21 protein-coding genes and 1 pseudogene are annotated in these 19674 nt (G+C 67.7%); 2 read left to right on the plus strand and 20 right to left on the minus strand.

The annotated features are described in order from the left end of the window. Positions 1-5: 5 nt before the first annotated feature. Together CPH93_RS29600 and CPH93_RS35920 are read right to left on the minus strand one after the other, a co-directional pair. Positions 6-816 (minus strand): IS5 family transposase gene (locus CPH93_RS29600; RefSeq protein ID WP_231976994.1). Its coding sequence is split into 2 segments (ribosomal slippage): positions 6-459 and positions 458-816, totalling 813 coding nucleotides; the frame shifts between segments, so codons are not numbered across the junction. A gap of 72 nt (positions 817-888) precedes the next feature. Beyond that, positions 889-1254 carry a hypothetical protein gene (locus CPH93_RS35920; RefSeq protein WP_159395071.1) on the minus strand — a complete coding sequence of 122 codons (366 nt, stop codon included), beginning with the start codon at positions 1252-1254 and terminating at the stop codon, positions 889-891. Positions 1255-1659: 405 nt separating this feature from the next. Here CPH93_RS35920 and CPH93_RS29605 point away from each other — a divergent pair, with 405 nt between their 5' ends. Next, entirely contained in the window at positions 1660-1992 is a 333-nt protein-coding gene (locus tag CPH93_RS29605) for a phage terminase small subunit (protein ID WP_231976995.1), read from the plus strand. On the opposite strand, the gene CPH93_RS29610 is transcribed toward CPH93_RS29605, so the two are convergent. The 15 genes and pseudogenes from CPH93_RS29610 to CPH93_RS29685 all read right to left on the minus strand — a co-directional run bounded on the left by CPH93_RS29610 (position 1965) and on the right by CPH93_RS29685 (position 16057). Further along, a complete protein-coding gene (locus CPH93_RS29610) occupies positions 1965-2471 on the minus strand; it encodes a restriction endonuclease (RefSeq protein WP_096214570.1) in 507 nt (168 codons plus the stop codon). The two genes, CPH93_RS29605 and CPH93_RS29610, sit on opposite strands and share 28 nt — an antisense overlap. Positions 2472-2826: 355 nt before the next feature. Then, positions 2827-3243, minus strand: coding sequence for a hypothetical protein (locus CPH93_RS29620; RefSeq protein WP_159395072.1), 417 nt, complete (start codon positions 3241-3243; stop codon positions 2827-2829). 511 nt (positions 3244-3754) lie between these two features. Continuing rightward, the gene (locus CPH93_RS29625) at positions 3755-5548 is read right to left on the minus strand and encodes a type IV secretory system conjugative DNA transfer family protein (RefSeq protein ID WP_096214572.1); all 1794 of its coding nucleotides are present in this window, start codon (positions 5546-5548) and stop codon (positions 3755-3757) included. Between the two features lie 120 nt (positions 5549-5668). Next, positions 5669-6034, minus strand: coding sequence for a hypothetical protein (locus tag CPH93_RS29630; RefSeq protein WP_096214573.1), 366 nt, complete (start codon positions 6032-6034; stop codon positions 5669-5671). Between the two features lie 55 nt (positions 6035-6089). Beyond that, positions 6090-6431, minus strand: a complete 342-nt coding sequence (locus CPH93_RS29635; RefSeq protein WP_159395073.1) for a hypothetical protein — start codon at positions 6429-6431, stop codon at positions 6090-6092. 197 nt (positions 6432-6628) lie between these two features. After that, the gene (locus CPH93_RS29640) at positions 6629-7123 is read right to left on the minus strand and encodes a hypothetical protein (protein ID WP_096214575.1); all 495 of its coding nucleotides are present in this window, start codon (positions 7121-7123) and stop codon (positions 6629-6631) included. A 32-nt stretch (positions 7124-7155) separates the two neighbouring features. Then, the gene (locus CPH93_RS29645; protein ID WP_096214576.1) at positions 7156-7926 is read right to left on the minus strand and encodes a hypothetical protein; all 771 of its coding nucleotides are present in this window, start codon (positions 7924-7926) and stop codon (positions 7156-7158) included. A gap of 24 nt (positions 7927-7950) precedes the next feature. Continuing rightward, on the minus strand, positions 7951-8664 hold the full coding sequence (locus CPH93_RS29650) for a hypothetical protein (protein ID WP_096214577.1): 714 nt from the start codon (positions 8662-8664) through the stop codon (positions 7951-7953). A 232-nt stretch (positions 8665-8896) separates the two neighbouring features. Beyond that, positions 8897-10402: an ATP-binding protein gene (locus CPH93_RS29655; RefSeq protein ID WP_096214578.1), complete on the minus strand. Its 1506-nt coding sequence runs from the start codon at positions 10400-10402 to the stop codon at positions 8897-8899. A gap of 20 nt (positions 10403-10422) precedes the next feature. Further along, positions 10423-10878, minus strand: a complete 456-nt coding sequence (locus CPH93_RS29660) for a DUF6238 family protein (protein WP_096214579.1) — start codon at positions 10876-10878, stop codon at positions 10423-10425. Between the two features lie 41 nt (positions 10879-10919). Next, complete coding sequence (locus tag CPH93_RS29665) at positions 10920-12389, minus strand: SCO6880 family protein (RefSeq protein WP_096214580.1); 1470 nt, start codon at positions 12387-12389, stop codon at positions 10920-10922. 134 nt (positions 12390-12523) lie between these two features. Then, entirely contained in the window at positions 12524-13849 is a 1326-nt protein-coding gene (locus CPH93_RS29670; protein ID WP_162501014.1) for an SCO6881 family protein, read from the minus strand. Between the two features lie 31 nt (positions 13850-13880). Then, complete coding sequence (locus CPH93_RS29675; protein WP_231976996.1) at positions 13881-14336, minus strand: hypothetical protein; 456 nt, start codon at positions 14334-14336, stop codon at positions 13881-13883. Between the two features lie 227 nt (positions 14337-14563). Continuing rightward, positions 14564-14873: pseudogene (locus tag CPH93_RS37030) on the minus strand (DUF6112 family protein). A 77-nt stretch (positions 14874-14950) separates the two neighbouring features. After that, positions 14951-16057, minus strand: coding sequence for a C40 family peptidase (locus tag CPH93_RS29685; protein WP_443031409.1), 1107 nt, complete (start codon positions 16055-16057; stop codon positions 14951-14953). Between the two features lie 603 nt (positions 16058-16660). On the opposite strand from CPH93_RS29685, the gene CPH93_RS29690 reads away from it, so the two are divergent. Further along, positions 16661-17410, plus strand: a complete 750-nt coding sequence (locus CPH93_RS29690) for a DNA-methyltransferase (protein ID WP_096214582.1) — start codon at positions 16661-16663, stop codon at positions 17408-17410. A gap of 93 nt (positions 17411-17503) precedes the next feature. Here the strand turns inward: CPH93_RS29690 and CPH93_RS29695 are convergent, their stop codons facing one another. The 3 genes from CPH93_RS29695 to CPH93_RS29700 form a co-directional block, all read right to left on the minus strand. Further along, positions 17504-18421 carry a DUF5655 domain-containing protein gene (locus tag CPH93_RS29695; protein WP_096214583.1) on the minus strand — a complete coding sequence of 306 codons (918 nt, stop codon included), beginning with the start codon at positions 18419-18421 and terminating at the stop codon, positions 17504-17506. A gap of 198 nt (positions 18422-18619) precedes the next feature. Beyond that, positions 18620-18745 carry a hypothetical protein gene (locus tag CPH93_RS37350; RefSeq protein WP_269460124.1) on the minus strand — a complete coding sequence of 42 codons (126 nt, stop codon included), beginning with the start codon at positions 18743-18745 and terminating at the stop codon, positions 18620-18622. 58 nt (positions 18746-18803) lie between these two features. Continuing rightward, positions 18804-19664, minus strand: coding sequence for an immunity 49 family protein (locus CPH93_RS29700; protein WP_231976997.1), 861 nt, complete (start codon positions 19662-19664; stop codon positions 18804-18806). Positions 19665-19674: the final 10 nt, after the last annotated feature.

A 19674-nucleotide genomic window follows, 5' to 3' on the forward strand; every position in this document is an offset into this window, starting at 1 on the left:
AAGGGCTAACACGATGGCTGGAGCTGCCGGTGGGTGATGAGGCAGCAGGCCGGTTTGAGGAAGGCTTCGTGGATGTCGGGTCGACGTTCCCAGCGGACGCGGAGTCGTCGGAAGCCGTGGAGCCAGGCAAAGGTCCGCTCCACCACCCACCGGTATACGCCAAGCCCGCTGCCATGGCGGGTGCTTCGGCGAGCGATGGCAGGGATGATGCCGCGGGCGCGGACCTGGTCGCGGTAGACGTCGTGGTCGTAGCCGCGGTCGGCGAACAGCGAGTCCGGCCTGCGCCGTGGGTGGCCGACCCGGCCGCGGACGGGCGGGATGGCGTCCAGCAGCGGGATGAGCTGGGTGATGTCGTTGCGGTTGCCGCCGGTGAGAATGACGGCGAGCGGGGTGCCGTGGCCGTCGGTGATCAGGTGATGCTTGGATCCTGCCCGGCCCCTGTCGACCGGTGAGGGCCCGTGTGGAGCCCCCTTTTAGGGCCCTGACGTGGGAGGAGTTGACTACGCAGCGGGACCAGTCGAGCCGTGCTGCGGCGTTCAGTTCGGCCAGTAGGACCTCGTGGAGTCGTTGCCAGACGCCGGCCTTGTTCCAGTCCCGTAGTCGGCGCCAGCACGTCATTCCGGCGCCGAAGCCGAGCTCCTGGGGAAGGTGTTCCCACTGGATATCAGTGTGCAGCACGTACAGGATCCCGCACAGCACCTGACGGTCGGGGATCGGCAGACGCCCGGGGTATCGGAACCGCCGCTGTTTCCTCGGTAGCAGTGGCTCGATCCGGTCCCACAGGTCATCCGACACGATCCACGGCGAAGTACCCATGGTCCGGACAACGTCCAACTGGCCTGTCAAGCACGGCCATCAGGAGCGATACGCCTCATTGTGTTAGCCGTTCTAAGCGGCCTTGTTATCAGCTTTGCTGCGATACTCGGACAGCGCGTTGGGCCAGTTAGTATTCACGAATGTCCCGGTAGCAGCGGTCCACGATTCATCATTGATCGGGTGACCGCTTTGCTCAAGCAGCTTCCGCAGCTGAGCCGCAAACAGGTTCGCATTCTTCATGTCGTCGTTCAGCGCAATCGCCGAACCCAGCTTCATATTGTTTATGGGTGTAAAGTCCACAGGTGGCACCACTACGGGCAGCATTTGAAGGCGGCTGGAACGCCGATCCGCCTGATCACGCCGGCGGCGACTGATCGCGTAGCCAACCTCCAGCAGACAATTCGGCCGCTCCAAGAACAGCTTGGTCGTGACCAGCATGAAGACTACCGTCTGGTCCAGAAACCCATATATCTGCGAGGCGTCATTCTTGCCTGAAGTGAACCAGTAAGGTGTATGTGAGCTGCAAAAGTAGTCTCCGGAGCCCAGCCCTGCGTCTTTCATGAAGGCGCATATAGCTTGGACGAGCGGCGTATCCGAGTCACCCGTGGCATGGCTGATGAAGATGAGCGGCCCCCTCCGCTCCTTCCGTCTCCGTCGTTCCCCTCTGCCCATGCTCCATTCGTAACTAACGATTTTCATGATCGCATCCGCAGCGGCGCGAGGCTGAGTCGCGCAGGACGCGAGGGGGTGTCGATGTGCCAGGCCCCGCACCCAACCGGGAAGCTGACCTGGCCCGCCTGCGCGAGCGCAAGGGCGGAGACGTGCAGTCGGTGACGCGAGGCGTTGCCCGGCCTACGAAGGTGCCCGAACGCCGACCGCAACTGGCACCCCATCGCGAAGCCCCTGTGGGACTCCCTGAAGGAGTCCGGCCAGGCCGACTTCTACCAGCAGTCCGACTGGGCGCTCGCCTACTCGCTGTGCGAAGACCTCTCCTACTACAAGAAGTCCGGCAAGCGGTCAGGACAGATGCTCCAGACCATCTACAGCGCCTTCGAGCGGCTCCTCGTCGCCGAGGGCGACCGGCGCCGCGTGCGCATCGAGTTGCCCGAGCCCGAGGAACAGTCCGCGGCCGTGCTTGCCATCGCCGACTACGAGAAGGTCTTGGGGCTCGCGTAGTACAGCCGACGCGTGTTGGGGTCCCGAGTTAGAACGGCCTCGTCGAAGTCGTCCAGCAGCTCCGACCATTGCGGTCGTGGCCGTTCCCAGACATAGAGATCGACCTGAGGATGGGCGGCACGAGCGAGGCGCGAAAAGGCCGGGGCCGTGATGCTACCGAATACGCATAGGACGCCACGGTCCACATCGAGATCGTGGAGCTTGCCGATGAACTCCTCGACCGTCGCGAGCCCAACAGCCCTCTCGTACCTCTTGCACTCGAAGACGATCTTTACCTCTGTCCCGGCCAACCTTCCAGAGGCCAAGACGTCAATCTGTCGCTCGATGCCGCTCATTCGTCCCTTGAGCCGAGCGTCATGCGTGACCGTCGCCCTCGGATCAAGGTCTGCCACCCACTTGGTCACGGTCTCCTCGAAGGCCCGCCAATCGGTCCCCTTGTCGGCGGGGGGATCGCTCCTCAAGTACATGACAGTGCCCATCCGTTGACTGTATCCCGAGGCACCGACAGGCCGAGTGGTCCTCAGCTTTCCAGTGAGGGAGGTGAAGTCCCATTCCAGCCCTCACCGAAGATGAGATCGACGCACTCGAACCACCTTCCTCGGCCCGACGTGGCTGAGGGAGGCGGATTGTTCCTGGAAGCTGCCCGAGCGTACGCTCGGCTGGCAGATCGCCGGGTGGTGCGCCGAGTTCCTCAAGGCCGAGGACGGCGGGCGGTGGCGCTTCACGCGCGAGCAGCTTCAGATGCTCTCTAAGCGTTTCGGGTTGAAACGCTCCACGAGAAGTACCTCCTAAAGACGTGTGTACTCCTGGTGGACGTGCTGTAGCTACCGCAGGTCAGCGGCGTTCGCCCGGCAGGCCGTTGTCCTGGATGGTGCGCAGGATGGCCCGCTGCATCTGGCGTGCGCTCCAGGCCGGGTTATCTGCGATCAGTGGCCACTGATGCCCGCAGGGACAGATGACGGTGGCTGGCCCTCCCCATCGTCCCTCAAGGGTTAGTTCCTCCGCGACGCCGCACTGCGGACACGCCAGCGGTACGGGTTCCGGCTCCGGCCTGTAGTCCACCAGCCCCAGGAGTCCGGGCGATTCGGCGTGCGTCTCATTGATGGTCCGCACGATGTCGATTTCTCGGTGGTCCGCGACGTAGATGACGCCCACGGGCACGCGCCACGTGTCGGCGGGGTCGACCCCGGCCGGCCGCTCCGGTTCAGGCTCGGAAAAGTTGATGGCGGCGATCCTCTCCACGATGTCCACGCGGGTACTGTAGAACGCCAGCCGCTGCCTCACAGGCGCTCCGCGACTTTCGGACTGAAGCTGCAGGACCAGGGGCCAGAGCCCGGCTACCCGCCCGACTGAGCGGGCGGTGGGCTCGTCGGGATTGCACAGCGCTGAAGAGCGGATCTCGCCATGAGCCGCAAGGCCCTGGGAAAGGGGCAGACGGACGGTATGGTGCGAGGGTGGCTCCGCGGCATCCCCCGTTCGCGGAGCCACACCTATGTCTGCCGGTCAGCGGAGTCGGCCAGCGGGGAGTCGCGGGCAAGTCGGCGCGGTGGCGGGAAGCGTCGTGGTGCGCTGGGCCGCCTGCCGACGCGCGCCGGGATGTAGCGGGCGTCGGGTGCCGGTGCCGTGCGCAAGCTCTGTGGCCAGTGGCGATCGGGGCATGGGTGCACCTCAAGAGACGGGAGCAGGAGCGGGTTGGGGACGCACACGGGGCGGGAACGGCACCCCGTCGGTCTCATCCGGGGATCGGGCCGGCGGGGCCTGGTCATGCCGCCGGTCCGAAGTCGTCCTGCTGCCGGGGCTTGGCGAGGGCGTGGTCGGTAATGGCCGCAGTGGCCTTGGCGGAGGCTGCGCCGAGCCGGTCGGCGCCCGGCTCCTTGTACCAGGGCTTGAGGGCAAGGAGGGCGGGGCGGATGCCAGTGGCGAGCAGGTATGCCGTGCCCTTGGGTAGCGCGCGGATCGCGTCGGGCGGCAGGACGCGTTCTTGGCGCATGGAGACCGAGGTGGACTTGCCGGACTCGCCGGTGGAGACGGAGACCGTGCGCACGTCGTGGTCACCGGCCATGCGCGAGAGCTTGTCGGCGAGGTCGGCATCGTCGATGCCGGAGCCGAACAGCTTGATCGTGGCGGCGGAGAACAGGGAGTCCATGCCCGCTTGGCCCCAGACCCGTATGCCCTGCTGGTAGGACTGCAGGATCGTCATCGGGATGACCCCACGGGACCCGAGGTGCGAGTACAGGTCGGGCAAGTCCGAGATTTTGCACACGTTGGCGGCCTCGTCCAGGATCGCCAGCAGCGGGGCATCGAGACGTCCGCCGGCGCGCTCGGCCTGGATGACAGCGGCGCGCATCACGGCATCGGCTGCCCCGGCAATGATTGCCGCTGCGGACCCGCCACCGTCCTTCGACAGCAGGAACAAGGTGTCCTTGCTGGTCGCGAATGACTCCGGCTTGAACTCCCGAACATTCGGCATCCCGTTGGGCGGGGTGACCCAGGCGGCGATGGTCGGGTCGAGGAGGCAGCTGGCGTACTGGCGGGCGGTCTCGAAGATGCCGTCGCGGGTTTCGACCGCGCCGGCCACGGTGCCCTGGAGCTGGGCGGCGACGGCGTCCAGACCGGCGTCCTGGAGGAGGTCGACGGGGGTGCGGTCGGCTGGGGAAGCGAGCCAGGCCAGCACGTCGGTGATCGGGCGGCGACCCCGGGCGGCAGCCAGGAACAGAGCGGTGAGCGTGTTGGCTGCGGCGGTGGACCAGAAGTCCCCCGCGCTCGACTCGTCCACGGAGGCGGTCACGAAGTGTCCGGCGAGCCGCCGGGCCCCGGCAAGGTCACGGGCGTCGGCGAGGATGTCCCACCACATGGTCCTGGGCGCATGCGCGATCTGCTGCGGATCCAGCGTCCAGACCGTCCCCACCTGAGCGCGGGCATCGACCGTGGCGGTGTAGGCATCGCGCGCCGCCTTGTTGGACGTTAGCAGGACCGGGCCGGGGGCGTGCAGGATCGCGGGGATCGCCAGGCACGACGTCTTGCCCGACCGGGGCGCCATGATCGCGAGGATCACGTCCTCCCAGGAGGAGCGGACCTCGGCCCTGCCTCGCTTGAGCCGGCCCAGCAGCACGCCACGGTCTTCGGGAACGACAGCCTTGGGCTTGCTGCCTCCCAGGCTGGGGCGCAATTCGATGGCCTTGGCAGCCACTTGCTTGGGCAGCAGCGGCGCCAGATCCCTGGCGGAGGCAAGACCCGAGGGGTTGCGGCGCAGGCGCAGCCACACCTTCGCGGCAAGGACGGCGCCGGCCAGGAGGACGAGGCCGGGCAGGACGTAGCAGCAGGTGATGACAGCAGGCCCGGTGAGATTAGGCCAGACTTGCTCCGGGCGGAGAAGCGATTCTTCTGGTTGGTAAACGGCCCATGAGCCGGTGCCGGTAACGGTGTTGACGAGATTGCCGAACAGCCAGGCAAGCGAGCCTCCCCCCATCCCCAGTGCGGCGAGGGTGATGAGGAGGTAGAGGAGGACGTCGGTGCCGGTGGTGGTCGAGGGCGTGGTGGTGCGTGGCGATGACAAGAACAGTTCCAGGGGTGCGCGGCGCGAAGGGAGGGGAGGACGAGGCGGCGCGTTCTTCTGGTGATCACTGCGGGCTCCTGGTTGCAGAGTCGGATGGGGAGTTCCCGTGCCGGCGGCCGGTTAGGTGGCCGGGGTGGGACGTGAGCGGTTGCCGTAGATCTCGGCGTGTGCTGCGTCGCGTGCGGCATGGCAGAGGAGGCCGAGATCGAAGTTGGTGCCGTGGCCTGCAGCAGTCAGATGGATCGCGGCCTGTGTGGCACGGGCCTTTTTCTCCGCCTCGCTGAGCCCATTGGGCAGGCGGAACTGGTGCCTGGACCCGTGCGGCTCCTCAAAGCCGAAGCCTCGGAGGATCTTGTCGGCGTCCTGGTTGTGGCTGTCGGCGAGGACATCGAAGCTGCGCGGCTTGCGGTAGATCTCGACGTCGTCGAAGTACACGTCGCGGAGGACGGCGATGCAGCGGGACCGGAAGCGGCTCAAGCGGGACATGGGATGACCTTTCGGCAGGGTGAGCGGGCGGCAGCAGACGCGTCGTGGCGGCGGTTCAGTGAACGAGCTGGGCGGTCAGCGTGCGGGCGTGGTGGCCGCATGCGGAGCGTGCGTGCCAGGTGTCCTGGTGGATCCTGGCCCAGCGCCCGTCTTGGCGGATGACGTTGGCGACGAGGTTGAGCGAGTGGTCGCCATAGCGCAACGCGGCCCACCGGCAGGCGAATCGGTCGCCGTCGGGAGCGATCCCCGTGGCGTCGATGAGGTCCTTTACGAGGTCCAGCCACTGTTCGTCGGAGAGGGGGACGCCGGTGGCGTTGACCACGGAGCAGTGCCAGGCGGGCCGGGCCGGTCGTCGTCCCGTACGCCACTGGCGAGTGAGGAGGGGCTCATCGAGCACCCGGGCGAGGTGCGCGAGGGAGAGCGCGTTGGTGGCTTCCAGCTCGGGCGACCAGGCGGCGAGGAGATAGGGCTCGAAGCCGGCGTCGCGGTTCTCGTGGAGCCGGGTGAGGAGCGCTGCGGTGTCGGCGGAGCGGTGTATGTGGCAGACGAAGGGACGGAGGCACGGCAGAGCCTTTCGCGAGGGAGGGGCGGGCGTTAGAAGTGGGGGTTTTTGTTCGGCCGGTCGCCGTCGGCGGCGTGCAGCAGCTCAGGCAGGTCGGCGGGGTCGGTCTCGCGCTCATCGAGCCACCAGCCGGCACGGGTCACCGGCCGCACGGCGTCCTCGACGGCTTCCCACTCGGATTCGGTGGTCGTCCCTTCGAGAACGAGGGCGGTGTAGGCGGCGGAGACGAGCTGGTGGCGGCAGCGGGTGCCCCAGGCGATGGCGCGGTCGGTTCCCTCCAGCGGAGGCATGCGGTACTGCTCGGACCATGCCGCGGCTTCGGCCTGCTCGGCGGCCTGCTTCTTCGCCAGCCACTCGGTCTTCGACTCGACATCCTCGCCACGGGAGGCCCGCCAGCAGGCGGGGCAGCCGCGTGCCGAGAGCCAGCGGGCGTATCCGGCACGCCGGTCGGCCGGACGGTCGGCGAGGTCTGCATTGCTCGGGTGCCCGCAGGCGTGGTTGATCTTCCACTGCGTCTTGACGGCCATGGCAGGACTCCTTCTGTGATCGGGATAGAGGGTCAGCGCGTACGGCGGGGGCTGGGTGGCGCGGCCGTGGAGCGGGGTGCTTCTTCCAGGGCCGCGGGAAGACCCGCGGGGCGTTTCGGTGAAGGCGCCACGGCTGCGCGAGCTCGGGTGCTGTGAGTGACGGAGGGAACCGTGTGTCGCGCCGGGAGTGGCACATCGGCCAGGGGCGGAGCGTCCTTCGGCGTCACGTCCGGCATGACCGACAGGCCGAGCTGCGCGTCGGTCAACCGGTCGCCGAGGAAGGCGATGTGGTGCGCGATCGTGCGTAGATGCTGGCTCAACTCCCGGCCGCCCGGAGTCTCGAGTCGCTCACACCAGGCGGCAGCGGTGTCAATGAACTCCTCCAGATCACCGACCGCACCGTGGTGCTCATCGAGGATCTGCTCCAAGGTGCTGGCGACATCGGCCGAGCGACGCAGCTCGTGCAGCTCGCCGGTCAGCGCGGTCAACGACTGACCAGGCTGCGTTGTCCGTGCGGCCACACCGTGAGCAGTGGGGATGGGCGGCGGCAGCATGATGCGGGGATCGGCGGCGACGGTATGGCCGGTGTCCTGGAATTCGCGGGTGGCAGCGGCCACTGTCCGGACCGCGGTGTTGTGGCCGATGCCCTCCGCAAGGAGGTAGACGTCGAGGTCCTGGCTGTAGCGGAAGTGGTGCTTGCGCAGCACCTCGTCCAGCTGCGGCCCGTCATGCGCGACGGCGGCGGCCACACCAAGATCGGGGTGGACTCCAAAGGCGACATCGGGCTCATAGGGCAGGTTCATCACGAACGTCCTTCGAGGCAGGGGTCAGCGGCCGCGGACCGGCTGCTGGGGGGCGGTGGCCGGGCGGTAGGCGACGGTGGCGGCCGGTTGCTGCGGCAGCACGGCGCCTGCGCGAGCCGGCGAGATGGCGGTGGCGGCCTGAGCGCGCTGCATCATCGACAGCCTCGGATCACGGCGCTCGTTGCCGGGTATCGCATAGAAGGCATCGAACGCGCGACCGGTGTGCTCCAGCCGGGACTCGAGGTACCGCAGATCGCCCTCACCGTGAAGCAGCAGGCCCTCACGGGTGCGTAGATCGGTGCCAACAGCCCGCAGCGCTCCCTCGGCATCGCGTACCTGGTCATGCACGACGATCCGGGCGGCCCGGATGTCGGCATCGAGAGCACCGGCGGAGGCGAAGGTCGCCTCCCCGGCCCTGGCACCCACCGCGGCGGAACGATTCTCCAGCTGGCCGAGGGGGCCGCGGTTGGTGCGGGGCGCGGACTGGAGGCTGAGGTCGTATGCGGCATCGGACGTGACGGTGTACTGCGCGGCTCGCAGGGACTGGACCGCCTGCTGTCCGCGGCGGGTCGGGTCGCGGTCCGGCTCGGACAGGGCGTAGTGGTCGCTGCCCAGAAGTCGCTCGAAGCCGACGCGCCGCAGCATGTGGTCGGCGACGTGGTTGCCGTGCGAAGCCGCTGCCACGACGCCGTAGCGGTCGTGGCGGCTGACGGTGATGTGCGGACGTGATTCCGCCACAAGAAGTGCACCTCGAAGAGGTTGGGGCCGTGCGGACGACGAGGATGCGACCCAAAGACGGGTTTGGTGATGCCGGAGAAATCCGCTAGGCCAAACGAGGTCAGCGCTCGTGGCCAGGCACGTCGACCGGGGGCGCGGTGGGGCTCCTTCGTCGCCGAACGGCGAAGGTGGGGAGAGCCGAAGTGCGGCTTCGGCTTCCCCCACCCGCGGTATGTACGGCGTCGGGCGAAGCTCAGGCGTGCATGCGGGCGTCGGTGTCGAACAGTTCCCGTTCGCGTGGATGGAGGAGGTGTTGCGTAATGAACGACCTGCCCGCGACCTTCCACAGGCCACGTCCCTTGGTGAGGGCGGACACGGCTTGGGTCTCCACGCCCGTCAACCCCAGCAAGGTGGCGGCGGAGGCGAGTTGATCTGCTTCCTGGCGGTAGATGATCCGGGTCGAGCAGTCGGTGAGCAGACCCTCCGCCAGCGTCCGGCCCCGCGATCCGGCATCACCCGCACTGAGCAGATCGCTAAGTCGATGGATCACCATCAAGTTGGCGATGCCGAGACCACGCGAGAGCTTCCACTGGCTTTGTATGCGTTCCAGCAGGGCGACGTGCCGCATGACGCGCCATGCTTCGTCGTAGATGACCCAACGCCGTCCACCGGCGGGGTCGGCGAGCGCGGACTCCATCCATGCGGAGGCGCAGGTCATGGCGAGGACGAGGGCGGTGTCGTCGCCGGCAGTGCCCAGGCGTGAGAGGTCGATGGACAGCATGGGCGCACTCGGGTCGAATCCCACTGTGCTGGGGGCATCGAAGAGCCCGGCGAGGTCGCCGTGGATGAGCCTGCGCAGTGCGTGGGCGAGGTCTTCGGCGGCGTGCCCGAGGCGGCCGGTCAGCTCACCGAGCGCGGAGTCGAGCCGCGCGGGAAATCCGAGAACCTGGGCGACATCGCCCAGTAGTGGGGTGGTGCCGTTGGCTTCGGCGTGTGCGACGGCCTGGTCGAGCGCCAGGTCGAGAGCGGTGTGCTCCATCGGGTGCAGGTCCCGTCGGAGGACCGTTTTGGCGAGCGAGCCGAGAAGGAGAAGGCGCCGCTTGCGAACTTCGTTGGCCCAGTCCTCTTCGCCGACGCCCTGCGGCCGGGCAGGCGCGTCCAGAGGATTCAACCGGCCCGGAAGGCCAGGACCGAGGGCGATCGTCTGACCCCCCAGTTCCTGGGCGACACCGGTCCATTCACTTTTGGGATCGCATGGAACATAGATGCGGTAGCCGAAGGCGACGGCCCGCACGGCGAGGGATTTGGCCAGGGCAGACTTGCCCATGCCGATGATCCCGGCGAGCAGGACGTTCGGGTTCGTGAACCCGTCGAGACGCCCGTACAGCGCGAACGGATCGTAGGTAAACGCCGCCTCCGCATGGACGTCACGGCCGACGTAGATGCCTCGCGCTCCGAGGCCGCCCTCGGCGAGGAAGGGGTAGGCGCCGGACGCGGTGGCGGTCGTCATGCGGTGGGCGGGCAGTTTGAGACGGCCGCCGCGGGCGGACGCCGGGCCGGGTCGGCCGGCAGCCGGGTAGGTGGCCCGCAGCTCAGGGTCGACGCCAGGTTCGGTACGGCGGGCTTGGGGTCGTGCGGCGTGGCGAGCCTGGTCGCGGGCGGCGGCGAACTGGTCGCGGGCCGCGCGGGCGGTGCGACGGTTGCTGTTGCGGGGGACGAACAGCGGACTGGCGCTGGCACGGGTGCGGGGGGACGACATGGTGCTGGTGCTCCTGGCAGTCAGTGGCGGATCAGGCCGGTGAACGGGTCGCGCAGATCGGCCGGTGTGTGGTCACGGCGGACCTGGGCAGAGGTGGCCAGGTGCCGCTGGCACACGCTGAGTTCCGGTGCCCCTTCGGGCAGCCGGACCCGGCACGCCTCCCGGTTGGGCAGGCGGCCGGTGCCGGGGTGAGGGGCTGCGTGAAAAGCGGCGTGGAGGTGCTCGGCGGCCTGCCACAGGCGGATCCGGCCCGCCCGCAGATGATCGCCCTCGGCCTCGGCCACCGGAGTGGTCCGGGCGGTGTGGGAGTCGAGCAGGCCGTAGAGGGCGACGACGTGACCGTGCAGGGAATCGAGCTCGGTCCTGCTGGCGGCGATCGGCGCGACCGGGATGTTGATCGCGTGATGGAAGTCGAGCGCGGCGGTGGCGAAAGGGACGAAGTCCTCAGCCAGGTCGGGCAGGGGTTCAGTCGGCATGACAGGGCCCTTCGGTTGAGCGCGGTGGTGGAGCTGGGGCGCTAGGGGCGGGCCAGCGGGAGGGCAGCGTTGGTGAAGGCTTCGGCCTGCTGCCAGGTGAGCGGGCGCAGATCGATGAAGCTGTCGGCGGCAGCGGTCTCGATCGCGGCACAGGCTGCGTTGAGTTCCTCGCCGGTGTCGGCCGAGACGGTGAGCAGACCGGTGAGCCCGACATCGGCGTGACCGGAGATCAGCTGGCGCTCACGCTGCTTGATGTCGGCGTACTCGACCGAGTCCTCCTCGGAGTCGACCTGGCCCTTGCGCTGCCGCTCGGCGGCGTCCGCGATCACTGTGGCCTTGCGGCGCTGTACGTCCTTGAGAGCGGAGTCCAGCGACTTCGGGTCGTAGGACAGGGAGAGAGCGCGGCGCACGCTAGAAGTGAAAAGGAGCCCGTGCAGGAAGCCGGGACTCATCTCGACCCGGGGCCAGTTCTCGATCCAGAACGTGGTGTGGTGAGCCGAGTCGGTCTGGATCCTGTCAGCCTTCTCGATCAGGACGACCGGCCCTGCGGCGGCCGGGTCGGCCTGGGGCCGTCCCGTGGTCGACCACTGGTCCAGCGCGGCGGACGTCGCGGGGTCGTACGCGGTACGGATCACAGCGGCGATCTCCTCCGCCGGAAGCCAACCCGTCGGCGTGAGACCGGCGTTACGGGCGGCCTGATCAAACGAAGAGGCGGTCTGAGCGAGGATGGTGAAGGCGCCGGAGAGTCCGCCGCCGGCCTGATTGATCAGGCGCCGGGCGGCCTTGAGATCAAGGGCGAGCGCGACATACGCCTCGTGCGGGGCGGCGGCGGGCCCGGCGGCCGCCAGTAGGTCGCCGTAGATGGGCCCGGCCAGGGGAGTGTCGGCGTTGCCGTGCTCGTTCCAGTAGCGCTTGAGGGCGTCGCCCGAGTCGGGGACGGTGCGCTCCAGGACCTGGACGCGAGCGATGTGACCGGTGCGGGCCAGGCCGGCGAGGGTACGGCCCCAGCCTGCGACATTGCTGGCCTGGGATGCCGGATCCAGCAGGGCGAAGGCGCGAGAGGAGAGCTTCACCAGGGCGGTCAGAGTGCCCTGGTGCGGATCGTGCACCGCACCGAACTGACCGCCGGGGGAGGAGACCACCCGCAGGGAAGCCGCGGTGCCGGGCAGGTGCAGCAGGCCCTCGCGCCGCGGTCGGCGGGAGGGACGAGCGAGCCACATGAGCTGGCTCCGGAAACGCCGCAGCGCATAGCGCAGGGCGATGGGCGCCCAGTCGACGAGGGACCGTCCGCGGTGGCGGAGGAAGACCGCCGCCAGGATGACCGCCCACAGCGGGATGAGCTTCAGCGCGCCGGTGACGCCGGCATTCATCAGCACCGCGAGCAGAGCCAGGCCGGTGAGGGTGACGACGACGAGCTGTGCGACCGAGAGGCCGAGCAGGACACCGCGGCGTGAGCGATGGGGAAACCTCACGGTGACCGGGCCGTCCGGCAGAGAAGCGTCGGGGTGCATGGCAAAGCCGTCCTTGGAACGTGGTGAGAAATGAAGGAGGGGAGACGGGGAGGGCCGGCAGCGCGGCCAGGCGCCCGCCCCGTCAGCTGAGGGCTACGAGCCCAATCCGCCCGGCGGCTGGGGCAGGCCCACCGCTACGGCGTGGTGTTGCCCTGTGGAGGGGGCCCGCTTGCCGGTGGCGGCCCGCTGGGCTGTGGTGCAGGCGGGTCCATCCGCACACTCGCCGCGGACGAGACCGGTGCCGAAGCTGCCGCTGCCCCCGAGGCGGTCGCCTGACCGAGGCGCTGGATCAGGGGCTGGCCACGGTCGCCGTCCGTGGGAGGCCGCTGGATCAGCGCCTGGCCCTTGTCGCCCGTGGCGTTGGGGTCCTCGCCGTAGCGGAAGCACGTCTGCTTCGGCTTGCCGCCACCGCTGGTGCCGCCGGTGGGGTCGATCCCGGAGGCGGCACCGTCCGCGCCCTGGCCCGGAACCTTCGACGGACCCTGCGGAGCCGGCGTCCCGGTACCCGCCTGTATCGCGAGCTGGCCCGCGGTCTTCGCCGCACCCGCAGCCACGGCCATGCCCGCCACGCCGGTGCGGTGCAGGTCATCGTGGCCACCGCCGTCGGCAGCCCAGTCGACGAACTTATAGGTGGCGTAAGGGCAGAGCATCACCAAAACCAGCACCACGATGCCCGCAATCGCATCCGACAGCGCACCGAGCCCACCGTGCGCATCCGACTTGCCCATGGCCGAGACGCCCAGCAGGAACACGATCGTCATCAAGAGCTTGCTGACAACGAGCGTGGCCGTGGCCTCGATCCAGCCGCGCCGCCAGCGCTTGGCCGCTTCCCAGCCGCCGCCGGCCCCGGCGAACACCGCCAACGTGACCAGCACCAGGATGCCGACCTTTCGGGCGACCATCACCGCCCAGTACAGAAAGGCGCCGATCGCGCAGCCGAGCGCCACGATGGCGGGCACACCCCAGCCCAGGCCGTACATCATCCCCAGCTCGTTGACCTTGACCAGGCGGCGGATCGCATCGTCGACGGAGCTGTTGGCCATGTGGAACAGCCCGGCACTCAGCGCATCGACGACGTTGATGGCAATGGTGGTGCACGCGATGGCGGCGAAGGCAAAGAAGACGCCGACCATGGTGCCGAACGCGGCCTGAAACAGGGCGCGTTCGTCCCTGCGCCACGCAGCACGGATGAGCTGCAGGCAGAACGTGCCGACCGTCAAGGTCAGGCCGATGGGCAGCAGAAGCTCGTAGTTATTGCGGAACCACTCGGCGTTCAGGTCGATGGTGGTGGTCTGGTTGACACCCTTGGAGGCAAGGGCGGCGGCGGACTGGGCCACCTCGCTGCTCGACTTGGCGATCCAGGCACCGATGCCGTCGGTGACCGCCTCGCCGGTGGAGCTGACGACGCCGCCGACGGCGTCGCACACGGTGTTCATCAGGGGAAGGTTGCAGGCTCCCATCAGGGCACCTCCTTGTCCGGGATCAGGGCGGTCACGGCGCGACGCTCGGCAGGACGGCGGACAGTGCGCAGTTGTGGTGGGGGCGGCACTGGACGGCGAGCGTGGTGGAACGGGCCTCGGCTCCGGAACCGGAGCCCTTCCAGGAAAGGGGCTGCTTGCCGGTGACCGTGACGGCGTAGACGTACGCCTGGGTGATCGCGCCGGGGTCCTGTGCCAGGGCGGTCTTGAACGACTGCGGGAAGTGCCCCTCACCGACTGTGGCACTCGCGTGCTGGCCGTTGTCGTGCATCCGCGACCACAGCACCGGACTCGGTACCTGCTCGGCAACCGACTTCCAGTCCGCGTACTTCTTCTCGCCGGTCATCCACCGCCGCAGCCCGGCCAACTGCTGGGTCTGGGAAGAGGCGCGGGTGTCGTAGGACCAGAGCGCCTTCGTGGCAGCCTTGGCGAAGACGACTGGATCGCTCGTCCCGGGAGGAGCGGACACGGTTGCGCCCTTGCCGGAAGTGGTGGCCGGATGGGGCGAAGTCGGTGAGGAGGATGTCGGCGCAGGCGACGGCCTCGCCGTGGCAGGGTCTTGCGGTCGGTTCAGGTATGCGACCAAGCCGGCCACAGCCACGAGTATGGCGAGGGCGATGCCACCGATCACGGCACGCCGCAGGACAGAGGACGGCGCGCCATGCTCATCAGCGGTACAGAAACGATTCTTCGACATCAGTGGACCTGCGTTCCCAGGTTGGAGGCGAACGCGACGATGCCGTTGGCCGCACCCAGCAGCAGTGCGCATCCGGCGGCGACGGCCGTGCCCTTCTTGCCATTGGCTTCTGCCTGATGGCCACCGCTGTGACTCCCCCCAGGCCCAGGTGAGCGCGGAGATGACCAGGGCGCCGACCGCCGCGATGATCCCGTAGAGGTTGAGGCTGCCCATCACGTTCTTCAGTACGGGGAGGCCGGGCAGGCCGCCGCCCTTGGGTGTCACGCCCGGGTTGTAAGCAAGGTACTGGGCGTGCTCAATGAGATTCAAGGGAACTCCAGTGCGAATACGGGCATGTGAAGGCCCGCGAGGGAGGAAGGAGAGAAGGGAGAGGGAAGAGGGGCCGGTCAGACAGCTCGGCGGGCGGCGAGGATGTCCGGCCGCCAAGAGGCGAAGGTCGAGACCTTGACCACGTCACCGCTCGCGGGGGCCTGCAGGATCAGGCCCTGGCCGATGAACATCCCGACGTGTTCCGGCCGGGCGGCACTGCCGCGGGTGAAAAGCAAATCGCCAGGCTTGAGGGTCCCGACGCTGACCGCCTTACCCTCTTTGACCTGGCTGTAGGTGGTCCGGGAGAGCGAGAGCCCGCCGGCCTTGTACGACGCCTGCATCAGCGACGAGCAGTCACACCGGCCGATCGGGTCCGGGCCGTGCGGAGCAGTGCAGTGGCCACCCCACTGGTACGGAGTGCCGAGCTGACCCAGGCCCCAACGGATCGCCGTGCGAACCGGCTTGGGTGCACCGGCCGGGATCTTGTAGCCCTTGGGCATGGATACGGCAGGTATCGGGCCGAACCTGCTCCCGTCGCCTCCCGTGCCGCACCCGCCAGCGGAGGCCACTGGCTTGGTGCTCTCATCGGGAGCGTCCTTGGCGATGGCCTTCTGAAGGGCGGTGGCCAGCGGTTCCCACTTGGCGTAGGCGTCCGGGAACCCGCTCGCCTGGACCGCCTGCGCGGCCTGGGCGATGGTCATCGACTGCCAGCCCGAGACCTTCCGCAGCCCGTCGTAGAACTTCGTCGAGGCGTGTAGGGGATCCCTGACCTGCGCTGTGGTGCCCCAGCCCTGGCTGGGCCGCTGCTGGAACAGTCCGAGAGAATCCCGGTCGCCGTAGCCCAAGTTCCGCAGTCCCGACTCCTGCAAAGCAGTCGTCAACGCGACGATCTCGCCGCGCGGGGGCACCTTCATCGCGACACCGGTGGCCAGGATCGTCTTGGCGTTCGAGATCTGCTCCCTGGGGTTGTCCAGGCCCCGAACGGACACCGAACCCTTGCCGCCACCCTTGAGGATCGAATCCACCTGCTTGGCCACGGCCTTGGCATCCACCGCGCCGGCATCACCGGTTTCACCACAGGCGGCCTGTGCGCGGCCGGCATTGGCCAGCGCGACGGCGGCGGGCGCGACCAGCAGCATCGGGGTGAGGACGACGCCCCCGACTATCACTGCGACCCTCTTCACAGTCGGCCACCGGACGGTCGGCGCATCCGGAGATCTGGCTCGGGGGAGGGGCATGCCTGGGCATGCTGCATTGGCAGCTCCTTACTCGTAGGCAGCGTGGTGCCGGCGTTCTCGTCGAAAAGGCCACCGGCGCCACGCCGGTTATTCATCGAAGCCCCCAAGGGGGGAGCTGCGCTTCGAAGCTGCTAACTCCGAAGCGTCAGACTCTTTAGCGCAAGGCGGCAGCCAGCCGCACTCATAATCTCAGGCGCCACACGATGAATTCCTCTCCCTCGCATCCTCAGGGTTTTCAGGGTGCTGAGCGGGGCACCGATTGGACGAGGCGGAACGCGTCAGCGCAGCTCAACAGGGCCGGAGCCAGGGCCCGTCCTGCGAACACGCCGAGACTGTAGAGACAAAAACCGGCCGCACCAAACTAGGCATGATCATGAAAGGAAACGACCAAGATCACGCCATTGGGTGCGGCCGGGGAAAGGCGTTAACCTCCAGCCCGCTGCTCACCGCAGTCAGCTTTGCAAAGCGGTTGTCTGCGCATTACTCGCACGCACATCCCCTTCCGCGGATGCGTGCACGTGCCGTCTTCCAGAAAGAGAGATCCGCCGAATGTCGTCCTACACCCTGCACCGAGGCGATGCACTCACCGTCCTGAAGTCCCTCCCGGACGAGAGCGTGGATACCGTCATCACCGACCCGCCCTACAACTCCGGCGGACGCACCAGCTCTGAACGCACCGCCCGCACCGCCCGAGCGAAGTACACCAGCGGCGACGCCCGCCACAACCTCGCCAACTTCCCGGGCGAGAATCGCGACCAGCGCTCCTACCGCGCCTGGCTGACCGAACTGCTCACCGAGGCATACCGCGTCAGCCGCGAACACGCCGTCGTCATGGTCTTCTCCGACTGGAGGCAGGACCCCACCACATCCGATGCCCTGCAGATGGCCGGCTGGACCTGGACCGGGAAGATGCCGTGGATCAAGCCGGCCTCACGCCCCCGCAAGGGCGGACCGAAGCAGGACTCAGAGTTCATCCTCTGGGGCGTCAAGGGCTCCCTGGACAACACCCGGGACCTCTACCTTCCCGGCCACTACATCGCCTCTCAGCCCCGCAAGGACCGCGTCCACATCACGCAGAAGCCCATTGAGGTCATGCAGCAGCTCGTCCAGGTCTGCCCGCCCGGCGGCACAGTCCTCGACCCCTTCACCGGCTCAGGAGCCACAGGCATCGCAGCCCTCAAGGAGGGCCGGAGCTTCGTAGGCGTGGAGCTCTCCGACCACTACGCCACCGTTGCCGAACATCGCCTGCGCAGCACCTTGACCCAGGACGACTTCACCCTCGCCGGACCGGAAGAGTGAGCGCAGCACGCCCCGGCAGATCGGGGATAGACGCAGAAGAGGGCGGTTGCATCATCGAAAACCCGATAATGCAACCGCCCTTGACGCCTCAGGTCAGCCTGCTTCAACGCTTCGCTGTATGAGGTCCCCGGCCCGGGCAAGATCCTCACGCGATCTGATCCGCACTTCGACGCCGTCCTTAATCCCCAGGCAACCCAGACCTCGAACGTCCCTGGAGAAACCCTCCTCCAACTGCACGGTATCCGGGTCTAGCTTCAGGTTGATCACGAGCATCCGGTTCCGCGGCTGGACGCGCACCGTGGCGACATTCTTGATCTGCCTGTACGCGATGTAATGCAGCTGCGGCTCCTTTTGTACTTCCCCGTGCGACAGCAGCACCTCGTCGAGATCCGCATACAGATCCTTCAGGTCCTGCGGCGACTCGCCCAGGTACTGCTGCACTGACTTCGGCGAAGCCGCACTGGAGATCCGGGATGCGGCGGGTGCCTTTCCCCGGGCTGGAGCTGTGGTGCCGGCAACGGATGCGGTGAGCTGCAGTGTCAGCACGTCGTCGAAGACCTGGTAGCTCACCAAGTCGATACGGCGGCCGATCATCTCGATTGCGACCGTGTCGTGGTGCGTGAAGTCCCCGGCGATGCAGACGATTCGGGGATTGCTCCAGTCGATCGCCTCGGCCGTCTCGGTGCCGACCTTCTCCTTGACCAGGCTCTCGAACTCATGGTGATGGTCATGGAGCCACGACAGATACGACAGCGCCTGATTCGTGACGTTCTGGTCGCGGGAGCGCTTGTATTCGACGATGACCGGCGTCCCGTTCTCATCCAAGCCCAGAGAGTCGATCCGGCCCCGGTGTCGACCCGTCGCATACTCGCTCGCCAGGAACCGGATACCGAGCATCGCCTCCATATTGCCCTCTATCAGCGACTGCAACTGGCGCTCCAGCGCCAGGGACGAGCCCGGAATCTCCATTGCCCGCCCACCGCGCACCCGGAACGCCTTCAGGTTGCTCATACGCCTCCCCCGACTCCACCTCGATCACTGCGAACGAACAATCGAGGCAAGGAGGCAATTATTCCGGCATGGCCTCGCTGCCTTCCCGTCGAAGCTCGAGCGCATCACGCCAGGCTGTAGCAGCTGGGGGTGCAACACAGGACTCCCCTCCTCGAGCCAGGTCTCGAGCTCGTCCGAACTGGGGTCCTGGAGGCAGCGCTACTTCGCTGCGCCCAGTGTGAAGGTCGTTGCGTCGTAGCGGTCGTCCTCGGAGGTCTCCATCCCCTCGACGGCTTCCTGTGCGGCCGCGACGAACTGCGCCATGATCACGGCCACGTTGTCCATACGGATGCGTGGCGTGAGATGACGATGGTCATGTGTGCGCCTTACGTGGGGTGCGGTGTTACGCGTCGAACTCGCCGCGCCAGGCGAAGTCGAGGAGGGCTTCGGGGAGGTAGTCGGACTCGACCTCGACGGCAATGCCGTTGGCCTTCGCGAGGCTGGCGATGGCCAGCGGAGCGAGGGCCACGATCCCGAGGATGTTTTCGGCGCGGTCCTCGTCGGCGGTCCAGTACTCCTTGTGCCAGCGGATGGCGTCGGCCAGGGCGTCGTTGAAGCCAGCGACGTCGTTGCGCAGGTAGCGGTAGAGCATCATGATCGGCGGGTACTTGAGCTTGATCATTGTCTCCGCGTCGACGACGCGGGCGTGCTCGGGAGCACTCAGGTCCACGGCGCGCACCAGGTGTGTGCGCAGGTCGTCTCGGTGGAGCCAGAAGCTCTGGAGGGTTTCCACCCAGGCGTAGGTGTACTCGTCCAGGGCGCCGCCGAAATTGCGCAGAAGGGACACCGGGATCCGGGCCAGCATGTCGAGGCGGGCTGCTTCACGGCAGATGACCGCGAGGTAGAAGGCGTTGAGCCAGGTGTTCGCGTTGAGGTAGGTCTGCGGCCCGGTGGTGGCGAGGTGGCGCTCCTCCTGGCGGATCTTGCAGGTGACCGTTTCCTGGTTGGGATCGGCGGCGGCGAAGACGGCCGAATGCACCTGCATGGCCAGCAGCCAGGACTCCCAGGTCTCCAACATGCCGGCAGTGGGGTCCCCGACACAGCGGACGAGGGCGACGTTCAGCGACTCCATGACCGCTTCCGACCTGGAGTTGTGCGAGGTCTCGATCTTCTCCAGCGAATAGGACAGTGACTCCTCCATGACGGGAACCACCGCCGCCATCTCGTCCTTCGGATAGTCCTGGCGCGCCACGATCACGGACACGGTCTCCTTT

It is taken from the genome of Streptomyces sp. 2323.1, assembly GCF_900221035.1.
In the GTDB taxonomy this organism is placed as follows: domain Bacteria; phylum Actinomycetota; class Actinomycetes; order Streptomycetales; family Streptomycetaceae; genus Streptomyces; species Streptomyces sioyaensis.